The organism is Pseudomonas sp. Y3 TE3536 (assembly GCF_053629175.1).
Map to the genome: position 1 here is coordinate 4,202,035 of NZ_JBRJHU010000001.1, position 14,628 is coordinate 4,216,662.

General features: G+C 60.8%; 23 protein-coding genes. 3 read left to right on the top strand and 20 right to left on the bottom strand.

Annotated elements, in window-relative coordinates; all coding sequences use genetic code 11:
• Positions 1–2: 2 nt before the first annotated feature.
• The 4 genes from AB7M33_RS19065 to AB7M33_RS19080 all read right to left on the bottom strand — a co-directional run bounded on the left by AB7M33_RS19065 (position 3) and on the right by AB7M33_RS19080 (position 1,574).
• Positions 3–380 carry a TIGR03745 family integrating conjugative element membrane protein gene (locus tag AB7M33_RS19065; RefSeq protein WP_454243307.1) on the bottom strand — a complete coding sequence of 126 codons (378 nt, stop codon included), beginning with the start codon at positions 378–380 and terminating at the stop codon, positions 3–5.
• Between the two features lie 15 nt (positions 381–395).
• The gene (locus AB7M33_RS19070) at positions 396–635 is read right to left on the bottom strand and encodes a TIGR03758 family integrating conjugative element protein (RefSeq protein ID WP_454243308.1); all 240 of its coding nucleotides are present in this window, start codon (positions 633–635) and stop codon (positions 396–398) included.
• The gene (locus AB7M33_RS19075; RefSeq protein ID WP_454243309.1) at positions 622–957 is read right to left on the bottom strand and encodes an integrative conjugative element protein, RAQPRD family; all 336 of its coding nucleotides are present in this window, start codon (positions 955–957) and stop codon (positions 622–624) included. Before AB7M33_RS19075 ends, AB7M33_RS19070 begins: the two co-directional genes overlap by 14 nt.
• A gap of 128 nt (positions 958–1,085) precedes the next feature.
• Positions 1,086–1,574: a helix-turn-helix domain-containing protein gene (locus AB7M33_RS19080; protein WP_454243310.1), complete on the bottom strand. Its 489-nt coding sequence runs from the start codon at positions 1,572–1,574 to the stop codon at positions 1,086–1,088.
• Positions 1,575–1,905: 331 nt separating this feature from the next.
• Here AB7M33_RS19080 and AB7M33_RS19085 point away from each other — a divergent pair, with 331 nt between their 5' ends.
• Positions 1,906–2,196 carry a hypothetical protein gene (locus AB7M33_RS19085; protein ID WP_454243311.1) on the top strand — a complete coding sequence of 97 codons (291 nt, stop codon included), beginning with the start codon at positions 1,906–1,908 and terminating at the stop codon, positions 2,194–2,196.
• Between the two features lie 27 nt (positions 2,197–2,223).
• Here AB7M33_RS19085 and AB7M33_RS19090 read toward each other — a convergent pair whose 3' ends face one another.
• Both AB7M33_RS19090 and AB7M33_RS19095 read right to left on the bottom strand, forming a co-directional pair.
• Complete coding sequence (locus AB7M33_RS19090) at positions 2,224–2,460, bottom strand: hypothetical protein (protein WP_454243312.1); 237 nt, start codon at positions 2,458–2,460, stop codon at positions 2,224–2,226.
• The gene (locus tag AB7M33_RS19095) at positions 2,435–2,776 is read right to left on the bottom strand and encodes a hypothetical protein (RefSeq protein ID WP_454243313.1); all 342 of its coding nucleotides are present in this window, start codon (positions 2,774–2,776) and stop codon (positions 2,435–2,437) included. Before AB7M33_RS19095 ends, AB7M33_RS19090 begins: the two co-directional genes overlap by 26 nt.
• Positions 2,777–2,934: 158 nt before the next feature.
• On the opposite strand from AB7M33_RS19095, the gene AB7M33_RS19100 reads away from it, so the two are divergent.
• The gene (locus tag AB7M33_RS19100) at positions 2,935–3,168 is read left to right on the top strand and encodes a hypothetical protein (protein ID WP_454243314.1); all 234 of its coding nucleotides are present in this window, start codon (positions 2,935–2,937) and stop codon (positions 3,166–3,168) included.
• A gap of 14 nt (positions 3,169–3,182) precedes the next feature.
• Here the strand turns inward: AB7M33_RS19100 and AB7M33_RS19105 are convergent, their stop codons facing one another.
• Positions 3,183–3,563: a helix-turn-helix domain-containing protein gene (locus AB7M33_RS19105; protein WP_454243315.1), complete on the bottom strand. Its 381-nt coding sequence runs from the start codon at positions 3,561–3,563 to the stop codon at positions 3,183–3,185.
• 160 nt (positions 3,564–3,723) lie between these two features.
• Positions 3,724–4,410 carry a hydrolase gene (locus AB7M33_RS19110; RefSeq protein WP_454243316.1) on the bottom strand — a complete coding sequence of 229 codons (687 nt, stop codon included), beginning with the start codon at positions 4,408–4,410 and terminating at the stop codon, positions 3,724–3,726.
• A 206-nt stretch (positions 4,411–4,616) separates the two neighbouring features.
• Here AB7M33_RS19110 and AB7M33_RS19115 point away from each other — a divergent pair, with 206 nt between their 5' ends.
• Complete coding sequence (locus tag AB7M33_RS19115) at positions 4,617–5,078, top strand: RidA family protein (RefSeq protein WP_003256717.1); 462 nt, start codon at positions 4,617–4,619, stop codon at positions 5,076–5,078.
• 19 nt (positions 5,079–5,097) lie between these two features.
• On the opposite strand, the gene AB7M33_RS19120 is transcribed toward AB7M33_RS19115, so the two are convergent.
• The 12 genes from AB7M33_RS19120 to AB7M33_RS19175 form a co-directional block, all read right to left on the bottom strand.
• Complete coding sequence (locus AB7M33_RS19120; RefSeq protein WP_454243317.1) at positions 5,098–6,084, bottom strand: LysR family transcriptional regulator; 987 nt, start codon at positions 6,082–6,084, stop codon at positions 5,098–5,100.
• A gap of 368 nt (positions 6,085–6,452) precedes the next feature.
• Entirely contained in the window at positions 6,453–7,181 is a 729-nt protein-coding gene (locus tag AB7M33_RS19125; RefSeq protein WP_454243318.1) for a TIGR03747 family integrating conjugative element membrane protein, read from the bottom strand.
• A gap of 26 nt (positions 7,182–7,207) precedes the next feature.
• On the bottom strand, positions 7,208–9,334 hold the full coding sequence (gene traD / locus AB7M33_RS19130) for a type IV conjugative transfer system coupling protein TraD (RefSeq protein ID WP_454243319.1): 2,127 nt from the start codon (positions 9,332–9,334) through the stop codon (positions 7,208–7,210).
• 9 nt (positions 9,335–9,343) lie between these two features.
• Positions 9,344–9,763, bottom strand: coding sequence for an integrating conjugative element protein (locus AB7M33_RS19135; RefSeq protein WP_454243320.1), 420 nt, complete (start codon positions 9,761–9,763; stop codon positions 9,344–9,346).
• A complete protein-coding gene (locus AB7M33_RS19140; RefSeq protein ID WP_454243321.1) occupies positions 9,760–10,314 on the bottom strand; it encodes a transglycosylase in 555 nt (184 codons plus the stop codon). Before AB7M33_RS19140 ends, AB7M33_RS19135 begins: the two co-directional genes overlap by 4 nt.
• Positions 10,296–11,015, bottom strand: a complete 720-nt coding sequence (locus tag AB7M33_RS19145; RefSeq protein ID WP_454243322.1) for a TIGR03759 family integrating conjugative element protein — start codon at positions 11,013–11,015, stop codon at positions 10,296–10,298. The genes AB7M33_RS19140 and AB7M33_RS19145 overlap by 19 nt, the downstream gene beginning before the upstream one ends.
• Positions 11,016–11,025: 10 nt before the next feature.
• Positions 11,026–11,694, bottom strand: a complete 669-nt coding sequence (locus AB7M33_RS19150) for a hypothetical protein (RefSeq protein ID WP_454243323.1) — start codon at positions 11,692–11,694, stop codon at positions 11,026–11,028.
• A complete protein-coding gene (pilL2, locus tag AB7M33_RS19155) occupies positions 11,691–12,200 on the bottom strand; it encodes a PFGI-1 class ICE element type IV pilus protein PilL2 (RefSeq protein WP_454243324.1) in 510 nt (169 codons plus the stop codon). The genes AB7M33_RS19150 and pilL2 overlap by 4 nt, the downstream gene beginning before the upstream one ends.
• A gap of 131 nt (positions 12,201–12,331) precedes the next feature.
• The gene (locus AB7M33_RS19160) at positions 12,332–12,985 is read right to left on the bottom strand and encodes a DUF5983 family protein (RefSeq protein WP_454243325.1); all 654 of its coding nucleotides are present in this window, start codon (positions 12,983–12,985) and stop codon (positions 12,332–12,334) included.
• Positions 12,986–13,075: 90 nt separating this feature from the next.
• Positions 13,076–13,570, bottom strand: coding sequence for a JAB domain-containing protein (locus AB7M33_RS19165; RefSeq protein ID WP_454243326.1), 495 nt, complete (start codon positions 13,568–13,570; stop codon positions 13,076–13,078).
• A 68-nt stretch (positions 13,571–13,638) separates the two neighbouring features.
• Positions 13,639–13,896 (bottom strand): hypothetical protein, encoded by a 258-nt coding sequence (locus AB7M33_RS19170; protein WP_454243327.1) that lies wholly within the window; start codon positions 13,894–13,896, stop codon positions 13,639–13,641.
• Positions 13,897–13,963: 67 nt separating this feature from the next.
• Positions 13,964–14,491 (bottom strand): STY4534 family ICE replication protein, encoded by a 528-nt coding sequence (locus AB7M33_RS19175; RefSeq protein ID WP_454243328.1) that lies wholly within the window; start codon positions 14,489–14,491, stop codon positions 13,964–13,966.
• Positions 14,492–14,628: the final 137 nt, after the last annotated feature.

Genomic DNA, 14,628 nt, shown 5'->3' on the forward strand with positions numbered 1-14,628 from the left:
CCTCACAGGATCGTCGCGGCTTTGGTGAGGAACCACAGGATCACCACCACCAGCAGTGCGCCGACGCCGACCACCGCGCCGAGATCCTTCCAGGTCTTGCGCTGGTTCTGCACATCGGCGTAGACGGTGAGCGAATGCCAGGCCACGCCGAGGAAGGCGAGAGTGGCGATCAACAAGCCAAGCAGGATGCCGCCGTCGTAGGCGTAGTTCTTGATGGTGTCGATCAAGCCCGAGCCCTCGCCGCGAGAAGGTGCCTCCATGGTCGGCAGGTCGGCCCAGGCGAACGTCGAGCTCAGCAAAACCAGACCGCCGAACAGTGCTTTTGAACAGGTATCCCGCAGCAGGAGAAGCGGGCGGTGGTAATGGTGGGAGAGTTTCATGGCACGGTCTCCGGGTTACGACAGCATGAAAAACATCAGCACGATCAGGGCGAGGGCCAGCCGCAGCGTGCTACCGCCTAGCGCGCCGAAATTGAGGTTGCCGGCCGCCCAGCCGCGGTAACCGGTCCACAGGGCCCAGGTGCACCAGAGCAATGCGAGCACTAGTACCGATGAACGCCACAGCACCGAGCTAAGCTGCGGGGTAAACCCGGCCACGGCAAAGAACGCGCTGAGTTGGGCGTCAGTCATGCTCATCGGAGGGACTCGAGTGAGGCTCTTCAACACGGTAATCGCCGCTCAGCTCAACCAGGTCAGCCGGCTGCGCGCGTGAGGGCGACAAATAGTTGTTGATGCCGTGCCGCACGCGCGCCAAGTCTGCAGTCAACCTGCGATAGTCGAAGCGATAACGAACCTGATCAGTGCCGGTAGCGCTGCTGCGTGCCTGATCAGCCAACAGCTCGATGACATCGATCTGCCGCTGCATCAGGCCGAGATCCGAGCGTTCACGCACGTCCTGAGCGGCAGCCGTGAGGGTAACCAAGCAGATTATGAGTAAGGGATAGGGGGAAAGCATCATGGCGAAATCCAGCTGAGTAACTGGTTTCACCATGATCAATTAGGCTGGCGTTGGCATGCGCTAAAGGGAATGTAGAGGGTTCGGTTTAATGGCACCTGCAGCGCGGTCGCTAGCAGGGGCGAGATGCCTCAGTCTGAAAAGGGTAGCTCCGGTTGAATCGCGCCTGTGTGCGTGGCCCTTGGTACTCTGGCGGAGGAGCTCCGAAGTACGCGAGGCCTACTAACGGTCATAGGTTCATCGCCCAGCGTAGCCCGACGACCTGGAATGCAGCCATCATGTTCCAGGTCCCTGATCTCATCTCGGAGCGTTGCAATGAGCTCATTGGCTGACTGTCCTGTGTGTTCGCTTAAGGTCAGTGTGAGGATTGCCAGCGAACTCAAGTTCAAGCGTTCGCTGAGCTGTTCCAGCTTGTCGAGGGTGATACTCGACCGACCGGCCTCCAATTTGGACAGGTAGGTGCGGCTGGTGGTGTCGGCAAATTCCCGTTGAGTGATATTTCGCATACCGCGCATTGCCCGCAGCACATTTGCAAACGACGACTTGAGCGTCATGAAGTCACCCGCGGGTGTGGTCATTGAACCGCATTGAAGTGCAACATCATCTGAATGAGTAGACATCCTATCTGTCCAGAGGGGTGTTCGCCAACGTTGTCGCGTTGCTCGCGGAATTGGTACGGCTGGGTCTTGCAAAGAGTTAAATGGATCGAGTGGAGCCGCTTTGGTAAGCGGTTGGGAGCTACTCCAGGGTCACCGTAGAGGTGCCACAATTTCTAGGCACTGAACTTCCGTTCAGATGCGGTGCGGATCATTGCGAGTGCAGTCGAGTTTACACGTCACATTTTGTCAAAATGACCCTGCATAATCCGCCCGAAGGTGATTGCGCAGCCGCTTCGCTGCGCTATGGTGAGAGCACCCCACAAACAAGACTAAAGTCGTAGGAGCGGTCGGCATGCGGATTCGCGGTGACGTTTTCTGGAGATGGGCAGACCCAACGCTTCATCATAGGTCTCACGATGAAACACTGGACGATGGCACGACAATGGATATCCAAGTACGACTGTCCAGGACAGGCAATACCCAATTGTTCATCGGGGTGTATGCCGGAACGGGAATGGCGCTGCATGAAGAAGCCTTCGCTTCGCGTCCTGGTGAGTCGATGACTCGAGCTCTGGCATGGGGTGTGGGACACGCTCGATGCCTTGCGACCAATCAGCAGCCTGCTGAACGGCAGGTAGCGTAAAGCTCCGTGCCAGAAGGTGGCGGTGAACTAGTGGCCGCCACCCAGATGATTCCACTCGCTAGACGCCGACTTCAGCACTTGTGGAAGGCGGGGAAGCTCACGTCTGATTTCGCTCAATGCTTCAGGGCTTCGAATCCACTCCGTCAACCAGGCGATCAGCATCAGTCGAGTAGTGGGGCAGGGCGCCACTTGCTGCTCAAGCTCTTCGGCTACTTGGGCGAGGAGCTCCAAGTTCGCCTCAAGCTCTGCGATCTGATTTGCCATGGACATCGACCTCTCTCAGTTTCTGGCGTGAACTTGCACCGCTGCCCTCTGTGCCGGCTTCAGCCAGGGAGCGTCCTCTGCCGGCGCCCCACGCCATGGCCCGTGTAATTGTCTCACCAGGCCGTTTTGTATAAGCCTCTTCAACCCGAGCCAACCCTGAGCGTTCATAAACTCCAATGAATAACTGCGTGTCGTCGGTGCGCGAAAGCCTGACTTGTACATCCAGTCGTGCCCCGTCCGCGAGTACCTCCTCATGGGAATGGTGTTTCAGGCTCGGATCGGCCCACGCCCAAAATACAGCTCCGCGATGTCGCATCCTTGCCTCCTTATTACATCTCCATCAGGACAGCCTAGCCCGTTTCGTCTGTACGGGAGCCTTCAATCGTCTCGGGACATTTCAAGCCCTGTCCACTACGAGTTGCCTTGATGCTTTCAAAGAGTGGGACTAATACTAAAAGACTGCTAAGGAGAGGGATGGTCATGCAGACACGCTTTGTTGTAATCCCCGCCATGCCCCAAGAGAGAGAGCAGCTCCCTCGCCGAATCGGCGTACCAGCTGCCCTTGGTGCGGGGTACGACCTCTACGATACCCATGGCAAAACAAGATTGGCCTTGAACTACCCCACCCGGGCGGAAGCGGAGTACGACTGTGCAAGTCGGAATAGCCAGGAAGATGCTAGCGGCGCTTGCTTAGTAGGACAGGGATAGCAAACCTGCCCCTGCTAAATGGCCTGCTGCTGCCATGCCTGGGGCGTCATCCCTACAGATCTCATAAAGGTCCGACAGAAATGCGGCTGGTCGTAGAAGCCGCACTCTAGGGCGATCTCGGCGAGCATCATCGTCGAAGCCTCCAGCAATTCTTTGCTCTTCCTGAGCCGCTGCTCACGCAACCACTGCTGCGGAGAGACCTGTGTGGATTCCTTGAACATTCGCGAGAAATGGCTGCGCGACAGCCCGCATGCTTCGGCAAGTGCAGTGACCGATATACCGGTATCCAGGTAATCCAACATCATTTGCTTGGCCGTTGTGATTTGCCAGGGTTTGAGCCGCCCCGTCGACTGAATCGCGACGGTGGCGAGAAGGATGACGTTAGCACTGTGCATGGGATCAACTCATCCTGGAGAATCTGAAGATGGCTTGATCCGGGCAGCACGAGTCGGTGAAGTCTTTTTGAGGCTTCAGAACACTCGGTATTGATAGCCCGGATCAGCTCGATCCAGTCCCGTGTATTGATCAGAAACCACCTCTGGGGCTGATGAGGTTTCAGATCGATGCGGCCACGGGTGCCAGGGTGGGGCCGTGCTGAACGCGCTCCGGCGCTTTGTGCACCATGGTGTAGGCGTAGTCGACGCCCATGCCGTAGGCGCCCGAATGCTCTTTGACCAGTTCCATGACAGCATTGTAGGTGTCGCGGTTCTTCCAGTCGCGCTGCCACTCCAGCAGCACCTGTTGCCAGGTCACCGGCACCACACCTGCCTGGGTCATGCGCTGCATGGCGTAGTCGTGGGCCTCCTTGGTCGTGCCCCCGGAAGCGTCGGCAACCATGTAGATCTCATAGCCTGCATCGTGCATGGCGGACAGTGCGAAGGTGGTGTTGCAGACCTCAGTCCACAGGCCCGAAACGATGATCTTGTTCCGACCGTTCTTCTTCAGCGCATCACGAACCTTCTGATCGTCCCAGGAGTTCATGGACGTGCGCTCAAGCAATGGAGCGTCAGGGAAGACAGCGAGTAGTTCTGGGTAGGTATGCCCGGAGAAGCTCTCGGTTTCTACCGTGGTGAAGATGGTTGGCACATTGAAGATCTTGGCTGCTTTGGCCAGGCCTACGGTGTTGTTCTTCAGCGTTTGCCGGTCAATGCTCTGCACGCCAAAAGCCATTTGCGGTTGCTGATCAATGAAGATCAATTGGCTGTTGAGCGGGGTCAGGACTTCAGTGTGTGGATTGCTCATTGTTCTTCCCTTTTGCTGAAAGGAGGCGAGAGTTTTCGGCGGGTCGTCGCCGAGTGCCAGCACAAGATAGCGAAACACTCAGTGAAATGGTGGCGCACTTTTGCGCTCTTTAGGGCGCATTAATGCGCCACAGGTAGCGTCCAATCCGGTGCTAGGATCTCGGCCAGTCGGATCACGTCGATCCATTTTTCGCCGAGGAGAATCCAATGGCCGCTTCACGACCTTTCAACGACGACACCGCCTACTGGGGCGTTTCATGGGAAGAGGGGTATGGCTATCCGCAAGCGCGGCGAGTCGGGAACGAGATCTTCATCTCGGGCCAGTTCAACCATGACGAGGAGGGCAACCTGGTAGCGCCGGCGCCGCTGGATGCTGACGGTCGACCGAGTGATTTCTCTTCAATGGGCGAACAGATGCGTGTTTCCTACGACAACATTGCCAAGTTGCTCGCCCTTTATGGCGCCACGATGCAGGATGTAGTGGAAGAGACCTTGTATGTCTTGGACATGGACGCAGCCTTTGCCGTTGTCGGCAAGGTGCGCAAGGCGGCCTATGGTACCGAGCGCCCGCAGGCGGCCAGCAATATCATTGGTGTATCGCGGCTTGCCCAGCGTCCCCAACTGATCGAGATCGTGTGCCGTGCTGTGATCGGCGCCCAGGCCAAGTGACCGGCTTTCCCGGTTTCGACTAAGAAGCCGGGTTGGGCTGCTGACCTTCGACTAGCGGTTTGAGGTCGGCCACGGCAGCGGCGCAGAACGTCATGAATGCTTTCACCCGCCATGACTTTCTGATGTCCTGGTGGGTAAGCAGCCACAGCTCATCCTGAAGCTCATGCAATACGGGGCCGGCCCTAACCAATCCTGGGGTAATGTCGCCCAGCATACAGGGGAGGAAGCCAAAACCGAGGCCTGCCGCAATAGCAGCGCTCGCTGCCGCCACAGAATCGGTGCGGTAAGAAATGTGCTCCGGCGGCACCCGACATTCGACGTAGCTCGTTGCCTTCAATCCGCACAGGCCTCCTGAGTAGGATACCCACGACTGTCCTGCAGCGAAGGGGTCGGCAATCGGCGCCTGCTTGACGCTGCCATATGGCGCCCAGGCGATATTGGAGAGCTTGCGACCCACGAGAGTATCTGCCGGTTTTTTGGTCGCACGAATCGCGATGTCCGACTCGTCCCTCGCCAAACTCAGCGTCTGGTTGCCAACCAACACTTCAATCGTGATGCCCTCATTAAGGGCTTTGAAGTCCGCGATGATTGGCGTGAGAAAGTACAGTAGCAGGGAGTCGCTGGTGGTGATTCGCAGTTTCCCCAGCGGGCCTTGGCCGGCACGGGACACCCTGCGAGTGACACTGACGATGTCCAGTTCAACGCGCTCGGCCAGTGCCCGGAGCTCTGCACCTTCGGCTGTCAACAGATACCCCGCCTTGCGATGATCGAACAGCGCGACGCCAAGCGTCTTCTCCACCTGCGCGACCCGGCGCGAGACGGTGGAGACATTGATGCCGAGCTTCTTCGCCGTGGCGGCGCGGTTGCTACAGTCACTCAGCGTTTTGATGATCCTCAGGTCGTCCCAAGACAGCTGGCTGACCGCTTCGCCGACATCCCACTTCGGGCCGTTAGCATTTGCAGGGATGGGCTGGGCACTTCCAGGTGACGGCTTCACGAAAATCATTCCAGGTAAGGTCAAGTAATGATACGAGAAGGGAAAGGGTCAACCAAGGGAGTGTTCGTCGTTAAGCCCTCACTAAGGTGCTGATGTGCTGTTGCCGCTAGAACGAGGCATTGCATCTCGAACAGAGGGCCAACTTTTAAAGGCAAAAGAAAGCCCGCTGCTAGGCGGGCAAGTACTATCACGTAGGGATAGCTTAAGTGTGGCTGGTCCATTGTGAAAATTGGGTGAAGGAAAAGTCTTCACGATGTGACCGGCGTGGCGTCTGCGTGGTGATGACCAATTGAGGTTGTCCCGTTCAAGTGGAGTGCTCAACAGTCATGCGGGCATTCGAGCCAAGACATATGTCTGCTTGGGTCGCTAGCGGACACTCAAAGGTATTTTTTGAAGGTTGCAGCGGTGATCGCCACCATCCACCCGAGCAACGCAGCGCACGGTAATAGCACCCAATTGGGATTCACTGACGTGGGAAGGGAGAGGTAGATCATCCAAGGGGTTACCATCAATGGCAACAACGTCCGCTTCGCTCGGTGGTAGACAAAGCTGCTCTCGCGATCGGCACTGAATTTGCGAATGTCACGGCGCATCAAACCATCGACAGCGCCGGTGATCACGGCCAGCAGGAATAGGGGCATAGCCAGGATGAGCACGGCCAGGCGCACGACAAAGGTGAAAATGGTAAACAGGGCGGCCAAAAGGTAGTCCTGCAGCACGACATAGGCTTGAGCGAACTGTCCCTGCACTGACATTTCGTGACTTAGGAGTTTCAGTTGAGTGTCTGATTGCGCCCAGCCAGAGCGGACCACGACCCATTCATTCAGGTGCTGAAGGAATTTGGCGGTGGCTTGCGCGGGTTCCTCCACGAGCAGCGAGTTTTTGAAGTGATCGCTGAGCCATCCCAGCTCACTGAGCCACATGGCATGGCTGTGATGCCAGCCCTGCTCGGGCCAGAACCACAGCATGCCCACGAACTCCAGGACGATGGAGAAGATCAGCGAAGCGAACAGTAAACCGAGTAGTCGCAGACAAAGCTCAAGCGTGCCGAAGATGAGCCCCGGACGTCGTTGCGCAGGAGGTTGGCTGGCTGGAGTGGTCGGCATAGTGGATCTCCACAGTACTCGGTCGCTTACGACGCGTGCCTGCGCCCTGGTGGAGGGATCTCGGGATCAAAATCGACCGTGGGTGCACCTCCGGCGCTACTCCACCAACTCCCCGCATTGGCGTTATACGACTCACGCATGCGCGCGGCCAGGGTCTGCAAATCTACTGGCATCGCATCATCGCTGGCCGGTTTTGGTAGTGGCATGCGGACCTTCCACAGTTGTCCGCCTTCCTGAAACGAGAACATCTGCCCCTTGGGTAGGGCGATGATATGCGCGGGCTCGATCAGTGGCACGGCGGTGGTGGTGACCCGATCCTGTGAGGAGGAAGTGAAGTCTGTGTGGGCATCAGGATCAGCGGTGTCCGTCGCCCCGGACACCAGGGTGCGTGTCTGCACGTTGACCTTGGGCAACTGATTGGTCAGAAGTTCCGCCGTGGCGGTTTCCCGTACGCGCAGCATCTGCAGGGTGTTGAAGTTGCCGATGACCTGGCCGGCCTTGGCCCGGTTGCCGATACGTGCCTCGATGTCGCTCAAAGTCTGGGTGTAGGCGGTGACCTGGATACCGGCACCGCCGCCCTTGTTGATCAGCGGGATGAACTCGTCGCCCATCAACTCGTTGAACTCGTCGGCGTGCAGGTTGATCGGCACCTTGTCCGCTGCGCTGGAGGAGCCTGGCAGGCCATGGTCGATGCCGTGTTTGTAGATATGGCCGGCGACGGAGACCAAGTCCGCGAACATGGAGTTACCGACAGCGGCGGCCACTTCGGCATCGGACAGCGCGTCCAGGCCCACATAGACGATGCCGCGTTTGCGGATGACCTGCAGCCAGTCGAAGATCGGCCGCGGGTCGTCCAGGTCGGCATAGTTTGGGGCCAGCAATTGCGCGGTCTTGCCGCTGGTGAGTTTTTCCAGCAGCGGCAGGAGCGAGGCCACAATCTTGTCGAAATAGGTGCGGTCGTAACGCACGGCCGAGCGTAGGCCATCCATGACGGGGTCGAAAATGCGCTTGGCGGTCAGGTACTGCTCAATGGCAACGACGCGCTTTTCCCGGCCAACCATGTGCCGTGGGATGTTCTTCTCGTTCAAGCGGCCTTCGATCTGCACGATCGCTTCCCAGGCCAGCGGATCATGGCGGGCGAAGAAGTGCTGGGCGTACTCGATGAACAGCGCATCGATGTTCACTACGTGCCGTTGGATCTGCAGGTAGTCCGGGCGCCGGCCGAGCTCGATCAGCGCCCGGGCGATGATGTTGACGAAACGCCAGGCAAACTCGCGAAACGCCGCCGAATTGCCTTCACCGCTCAACTGGCCGGCGATCCGCGTGGCGACTTCCGAAATACGCCCGAAGCGGCCGATGGCGTTGTAGCGGGCGGAGATCTCTGGCCAGCCCAGGTGGAACACGTAGAGTTCGTGCTCACGGCCGGCGCGCCGGGCCTCGACGTACATACGCTTGAGCAGGTCGGCATCGCCCTTGGGGTCGAAAACGATGACCACTTCCCGGCTCGGTCGATGGATGTCCTGGGTGATATACACCTCGGCCAGTCGCGTCTTGCCCACCCGTGTGGTGCCCAGCACCAGGGTATGTCCAACGCGTTCGCCGAGCGGTAGGCTGGCTTCCTGCTCCTTCGGCTCAACGCCGTGCAGCAATGGCGAACCACCCACCGGCGGTAATGGACGCACCGGATTGAACGGGCTATCCCACGCGGTCAGGCGAGGCAGCAGCGACAGCCCCGGTGGGGCCTTCTCCAGGAGATGCTCCATCCGTCGCGCCCACTGGTGGGCAGCCGACTGGTTGACGTAGTGGGCCAGCGCCGGGTCCTGAGCTTCGAGCAGGCGCTGCGTGTGCAGGCGAGTCCAGCGGAAGCCGCGACCCATGAACAGGCGCTTACTGCTCACCGGAATCTGCCGGCTGGTCAGCGAATAGCGCGGCAGGCGGCGGATATTGCGCCGATAGCGCAGGACGATCCGCGCCTCGTTGAGCCGCTTCAGGCCAAAGGCGGTATACGCCAGCGCCATGCCAGTCCCTACCTCAGGCGACAGTGCCACGGCCCAGGGCGAGTGCAGGCACAGCGCACCGGCGCCGGCGCAGATGCCCACGGTGTACAGTTCCACCGCCGGGCGCAGCAGGGACTCCATCGCGTGCTCGCTCATGAAGTGCCCTCACTGTTCCAGGCCGGTGGGCGTGATCAGCACCGGGTAGTGCTCCAGCTCCAACCGCTCGGCGATGTCGTCACCACTGACTGGCCAGATATTCACCCCAGGCGCTGCCGTCTGGATGCGACGCAGCGCCCGCCCGTCGTCGACCTCGACCGCCAACCCATTGGCACCTAGCTCTTGTAGCGCCTGGGCGTGCCGCGACAGCCACTCCAGGGAAGTAGTGTCCTGGCCAACCAGGAACAGCGGCGTCATGCCGGGCAGGCTCAACGTCTTGGGCGGCACCGCGCCTGGCGAAAGGCGAGCGCTGCGCACCGGCAGCACCCAATTCAACGTGGTGGGGGCGGGTGGACTGGTGGACTCAGCGTTCGCGGCAAGCGACAGCCAGCAGCAGAGGAGCAGGGCTACCCAGTGCAAACGGTTCATGGCTGTGTCCGTCCGGCTGCCGTTGCGACAGGCTGGACGCGCTGCCAGTGATGGGTGAACTGACGGCGATAGCGCGCTGCAGGAGAACCACCGGCAGGCCGGTGATAGCGGCCGGCGGCGACAATCCAGTCACCGGTGTCGGCATAGTGCACGCGCAACAGCTCGGCGGTGACAGCGAGGTTGGCGCGCGGATCGAGGGCTTCGCAGGCGCTGGGGTAGCGGTCCGGGTGATAACCCAGGTTGGTTTGTCCCAGCCCGACATCAATGCGCTTGGGGTCGTGGCGGCTGAGCGCCTCCCTCAGCGCAGCACACGCCTGGTCGCGCCTGGCAAACCGCAGCGGTGAACCAGCAACATTCAGTGTCCACGGCCAGGGCATGAGCTGCCCGCGTAGCGGCGTGCCACTTTCCTGCAAGGCAATAGCGAACAGCACCGAGGCGGGGATGCCGGCGCGCGCGGCCGCCAACTGATACGCCGGCGGCGGCAAGGTACCTGCGTGAGCGGCGGTGGCGCCGACCACTGCCAGGGCGAGAATCAATCGATGCGCTGCCATTTTCCGTCCACCTGCTGATAGCGGGCTGGCAAAGGACGGCTGGCGCCCAGAGCAAACCAGCGGCCGCGGTCATGGTTCAAGGTGACCTGGCCGCCGCTGACTTGGGCGGCAGTGATGCCTGCGCCCTGCGCCCATTGGCGCAGTCGCGCATCGTCGCCTTGGCTGCCGATCAGGTACACGTCCAGCCGCGCCCCGGCCTGTAGCCATTGCTGGAGGCTGGTCACGCAGGCGGCGCAGTGGTCTTCCACGAAAAGTGCCGTGCGGCTGCTGCTCGAGGGGCCGGCATCGTCGCTCATGCCCTGCACGGGCTGAAGACCCGGAAACAGCCGCGCCCAGGCAGCGGTGTAGGCTTTCTGGTAGGCCAGTTCACGCTCGGCACGCCTGGCTTCCAGACGGACCTGCAGTTCGGCGTAGCGCTGCCGCTCCTGATCCGAGTTGGCCTCGACACCCAGGGTGGTGAGCGGGTCAAGTTGCGGCGACCAGTAATGGCGGGGGCCGGCCTGCAGGCGTTCAAACGCGGCCCATTCGTCATCTGTCAGGCCCCAGGCCTTGGCCTGGTCTGCGGCAGACTCCTGCCGTGCCAGTGGCGACTGCTCACTGAACTGCACCTGAGCGTCGACATGCTTCGGGACGCTCAAGCCCTGATCGGCGAACACGTAAGCCGGCAGCAGGATGAGCGCAACAGTGGAAAGCTTATGCACGTTCACTTCCTCACGGGATGGGCAGGGTGCGATCGCCATGGCCCGGGCCGTGGAACACGGCCTGGTCCTCGCGAATCGCACTTAGTTGCCAGCCATTTAGGCTGTCGCCGGGCTGGAGCAGGTGCACGGTGGACAGGGCGTGAGCGCCGGCAGGCAGGGCGGCCACGAAACTGATGGTGCCGCGCGTTTCGATACCCTGCAGGGTGAAGGGCGGCTGCGCCGCTTTGGCTTTTGATTGATCGCGAAAGGGGGACGTTGGGGGCGCCGTGGCGGCCGGCACCTTAGCGGCGGTCGATAGTTTCTCGAGTGCCACTTCTGCCGCACCCATGCGTTGCGCCAGGGCGGTCAGTTCGGCGCTGCTCGGCCCTGGCGGTACCGCTTGCAGGATCCTGACGGAACCTGCAAGCTCGTCAAGTTGTTGGCCGAGGGTTGCCTGCGCAGTGGTGTGCTGGTGTTGGGCGTCTTTCAGCGCCGCGATTTGTGGCGACAGCGTGGCGAGGGTGGTGCGCAATTCCCCGATATCGCGACGCAGGGGCGGGCTAGGGTCAGCCGGCGCATTGCGTGCGGCGGTCTGCAGTTCAGCCAGTTGCTGGTGCTGGTTGTAGCTTTCGGCAGCGAGGACGGCAGCACCCAGGCACAGGGCGCCGATCACCAAGGCCTGAAAATGGTGAACCTTCATGGTGCGGTCTCCAGTGTCGAGAAGGGTGGTTCGGGCGTGGGGAGGCGCAGGGCGTAGCACACGCTCCGCTCGACTGGGTCAATGTCGAGCCGCCAAGCGGGGCCACCGATGACGGTCAAGGCATCCAGCAGCGAGATCGGTCCGAGGTCGTGATGCACGGTCGGCAAGGGGCGGCGGAACAACCGCGTCACGGCAGGGCTGTCGGGACAGAGGGAGTAGCCCGAATGCTTCAGCACGTGGCGCAGTGCTTCACCGACCGTCGCGTGCAGCCCGGGGGCGATCTGGACGTTGACCAACTGATACAGCGGTTGGCGCTGCTCCAGCGTTGGCCGGGTGCTGGCGAGGGTGTAGCGGTCCTGTCGGACCCAGGCGGGTACCGGGGACTTTGGCTTGGCCACTGCCGTCGGGGCTGGTGCAGGTGGCGCAGGGGTGGGCGCCGGTGGCGGCGTGCTGCAGCCCAGCAACGTGAGCATCAGTCCAAGCGTGAAGAGGGTGAGAGTATGCATGACCAGATCTCGACAAAAGATGCCGACACCTTGTCGAAAAGCCAGAGTGCGCCCCCACTAAAAAATCGAATCTCGCCGGCCGATTTACGCTGGCGCAACCATGAAAATGGCGCCCGGAGGGCGCCTTGAGGTCAATCTTCGGTGAACAACGGCAGTTCGGGGAGCGGCCGCGCATCAGGGTCGAAGATCAGCAAACGGGTGTCTGCTTCACCGGCCATCAGGAGCAGGCGCAGCAGGACCGGTGGCACATGATCTGCGCGCAGCCGTGCAGTCACTTCCTCAATGCAGCAGTAGCTGGCGCCCGCGGCAATTTTTCTGAGCCAAGGCGTCGAGTACAGCTTGCAGCCCACCGCGTTGTTGCTGCTCAGCGCGAAGCATTCGAAGAAGCCCGACGGTGAACGACACCAGGCGCACACCTGCAGGTACTCGAACTCTTCTGCAGGCAGGTGCGCACTGCTGATTTCCCAACTGCGGCTGTAGTGCCCGGTTGCGAAGGACAGCTGGTCGATCAAGTGCTGTGCAGCTTCTTCGCTGGGGAGGTCGCTGACGTGTTGCCGGCGGCCATGGTGCAGCCCGGTGACCTGATATAGCACCTGGCTGACGGTACCGTCGGCAGGACATGGCATGCGGACAAACTCGGGCACGCTTTCGCCATCGGTGATCACCGCAAAGTCATCATCGAACAGGCACGGCTGGAAATTGATGCTGTCATCCGGCAGATCATTCAGGGCAGGGTGAAGGGATCGGTAGCAGGGTGGGCAATCGTCGGCGTAACTGATCTGCACAAGGGATTGCGAAGGAAAGTGGACATGGGGCGCTCCAAGAAGGCGAAGGTCACCCCGTACCGGCAGTGACCCTCCAAGTGGTGGGGATGCTCAGATCCAGCCGTAATCGGCCAGCGACAGCGGCGTGCCTTCACCCACGATGATGTGGTCCAGCACACGCACCTCAACCAGGGCCAAGGCTTCGATCAGGCGGCGGGTGAGCACCCGGTCGGCGCCGCTCGGCTCCGAGCAGCCAGAGGGATGGTTGTGGCTGAAAATCACCGCAGCGGCGTTGTGCTCGAGTGCCTTGACGACGACTTGGCGCGGGTACACGGAGGCACCGTCAATGCTGCCGGTGAAGAGGATGTCGAAACTCAGCACTCGGTGCCGGGAGTCCAGGCAGAGCAGGGCAAACACCTCATGGTGGTAGGGTGCGAGCTGCAACTTCAGATACGACGCGGCATCGCACGGCGTGATCAGTTGTTCGCCGCGCTGGAAGTAACGTTGATCCAGTAATTCCAGCGCTTCGGTCAGCAACGCATCCTCGCGGGCACGCTGGGCCAATGCAGGGTCGAGACGCTCGACCCGATTCTGGGCAGTGTTCATGGGCAATTCCTCGTGGGAGACGGAGCGCCCCCAGGGGGAGAGCCCCAGACTGGTGAGAGAGTGGTGAGTCACAGACGCGTAAAGCGATGTCGAGCTCCGTGCAGTGGGTTGTGGCAGCCCTCGCACGGTCGGGTGGAGAAGACCTCGATGCCGGTGCCAGTGCAGGGATCGAAATCAGCACTCAGTGGCAACAAGGTTTGCAGTTCGCTGCGCAGATGGGCGATGCGTTGGTCGAGCTCAGCCTCGCTGTAGTACAGCGACAGTGCACTGAAGTCGTCATACGCGACTGCCTGCAAGCAGTCCTCGCATAGCCAGAAGCTTTCCATGGCGGCCTCCGACACAGATGAACCACAGGCGTTCGGGAGAACGCCTGTGGTTGCTGGTCAAGCTGCCTTAGGCAGACTGGCGAGCTGCGGTGGATTTACGTGCAGCGGCCGAGTCAGGCTGAGGCTGTTCGGCATCAGTTTCGGCCTCGTCCACTTCCGCTTCAGCCTCAGGGGCCGCAGCGGACTCGGTGCGAGCAGGTGCGCGGTAGCTGAACTGGCCATCGACCTTGATCCATTCGATAAAGATCAACCGGCCTTTGAGGCTGGCGCCGGGTTGCCCCTTGCGCTCGCCTTTCTCGTACAGGAACGGATCAACCCAAAGGTCGCCAATGCGAAACGCGATGAGCACCTTGCGTTCCGCGCGGACGTCTTCCAGGTGCTCACGGATTAGCCGGTCGGCTTCACCGCTGGCAACCTTGCAGTCGAAGCGGGTGTACTCGACGTCGTCAGCGGCACCGTGCAAGGCGGCGATGTCACACGCCATGAACGCTTGCCCACGGCGGACCGGGACTTCGCGCACACGGTTGAGGTAACCGATGCCTTGAGTGTGCAGGTTGAAGTAGGTGGTAGGGGCGTTGTTGCTTGCAGTAGTCATGATTGATCTCCTGGTGAGCAGAAACGCGGACAGCCACCGGCCCTGGCGGCTGGTGAATTCCGCAAGGGGACGTACAAAAACGTAATCGTTTAGAGGGCGCTCATCACTGCGGGGGCAGTAACCGTGCGAGCTACCGA

What these genes read in the sequence shown, in the direction of transcription:
- AB7M33_RS19120 (WP_454243317.1), bottom strand. Translation starts at nt 6,084, where the DNA reads ATGATTTTCGTGAAGCCGTCACCTGGAAGTGCCCAGCCCATCCCTGCA.
- AB7M33_RS19110 (WP_454243316.1), bottom strand. Translation starts at nt 4,410, where the DNA reads ATGAGCAATCCACACACTGAAGTCCTGACCCCGCTCAACAGCCAATTG.
- AB7M33_RS19085 (WP_454243311.1), top strand. Translation starts at nt 1,906, where the DNA reads ATGCGGATTCGCGGTGACGTTTTCTGGAGATGGGCAGACCCAACGCTT.
- AB7M33_RS19095 (WP_454243313.1), bottom strand. Translation starts at nt 2,776, where the DNA reads ATGCGACATCGCGGAGCTGTATTTTGGGCGTGGGCCGATCCGAGCCTG.
- AB7M33_RS19170 (WP_454243327.1), bottom strand. Translation starts at nt 13,896, where the DNA reads ATGGAAAGCTTCTGGCTATGCGAGGACTGCTTGCAGGCAGTCGCGTAT.
- AB7M33_RS19175 (WP_454243328.1), bottom strand. Translation starts at nt 14,491, where the DNA reads ATGACTACTGCAAGCAACAACGCCCCTACCACCTACTTCAACCTGCAC.
- AB7M33_RS19075 (WP_454243309.1), bottom strand. Translation starts at nt 957, where the DNA reads ATGATGCTTTCCCCCTATCCCTTACTCATAATCTGCTTGGTTACCCTC.
- AB7M33_RS19125 (WP_454243318.1), bottom strand. Translation starts at nt 7,181, where the DNA reads ATGCCGACCACTCCAGCCAGCCAACCTCCTGCGCAACGACGTCCGGGG.
- AB7M33_RS19070 (WP_454243308.1), bottom strand. Translation starts at nt 635, where the DNA reads ATGAGCATGACTGACGCCCAACTCAGCGCGTTCTTTGCCGTGGCCGGG.
- AB7M33_RS19135 (WP_454243320.1), bottom strand. Translation starts at nt 9,763, where the DNA reads ATGAACCGTTTGCACTGGGTAGCCCTGCTCCTCTGCTGCTGGCTGTCG.
- AB7M33_RS19080 (WP_454243310.1), bottom strand. Translation starts at nt 1,574, where the DNA reads ATGTCTACTCATTCAGATGATGTTGCACTTCAATGCGGTTCAATGACC.
- AB7M33_RS19140 (WP_454243321.1), bottom strand. Translation starts at nt 10,314, where the DNA reads ATGGCAGCGCATCGATTGATTCTCGCCCTGGCAGTGGTCGGCGCCACC.
- pilL2 (WP_454243324.1), bottom strand. Translation starts at nt 12,200, where the DNA reads ATGCATACTCTCACCCTCTTCACGCTTGGACTGATGCTCACGTTGCTG.
- AB7M33_RS19065 (WP_454243307.1), bottom strand. Translation starts at nt 380, where the DNA reads ATGAAACTCTCCCACCATTACCACCGCCCGCTTCTCCTGCTGCGGGAT.
- AB7M33_RS19090 (WP_454243312.1), bottom strand. Translation starts at nt 2,460, where the DNA reads ATGGCAAATCAGATCGCAGAGCTTGAGGCGAACTTGGAGCTCCTCGCC.
- AB7M33_RS19150 (WP_454243323.1), bottom strand. Translation starts at nt 11,694, where the DNA reads ATGAAGGTTCACCATTTTCAGGCCTTGGTGATCGGCGCCCTGTGCCTG.
- traD (WP_454243319.1), bottom strand. Translation starts at nt 9,334, where the DNA reads ATGAGCGAGCACGCGATGGAGTCCCTGCTGCGCCCGGCGGTGGAACTG.
- AB7M33_RS19100 (WP_454243314.1), top strand. Translation starts at nt 2,935, where the DNA reads ATGGTCATGCAGACACGCTTTGTTGTAATCCCCGCCATGCCCCAAGAG.
- AB7M33_RS19115 (WP_003256717.1), top strand. Translation starts at nt 4,617, where the DNA reads ATGGCCGCTTCACGACCTTTCAACGACGACACCGCCTACTGGGGCGTT.
- AB7M33_RS19105 (WP_454243315.1), bottom strand. Translation starts at nt 3,563, where the DNA reads ATGCACAGTGCTAACGTCATCCTTCTCGCCACCGTCGCGATTCAGTCG.
- AB7M33_RS19165 (WP_454243326.1), bottom strand. Translation starts at nt 13,570, where the DNA reads ATGAACACTGCCCAGAATCGGGTCGAGCGTCTCGACCCTGCATTGGCC.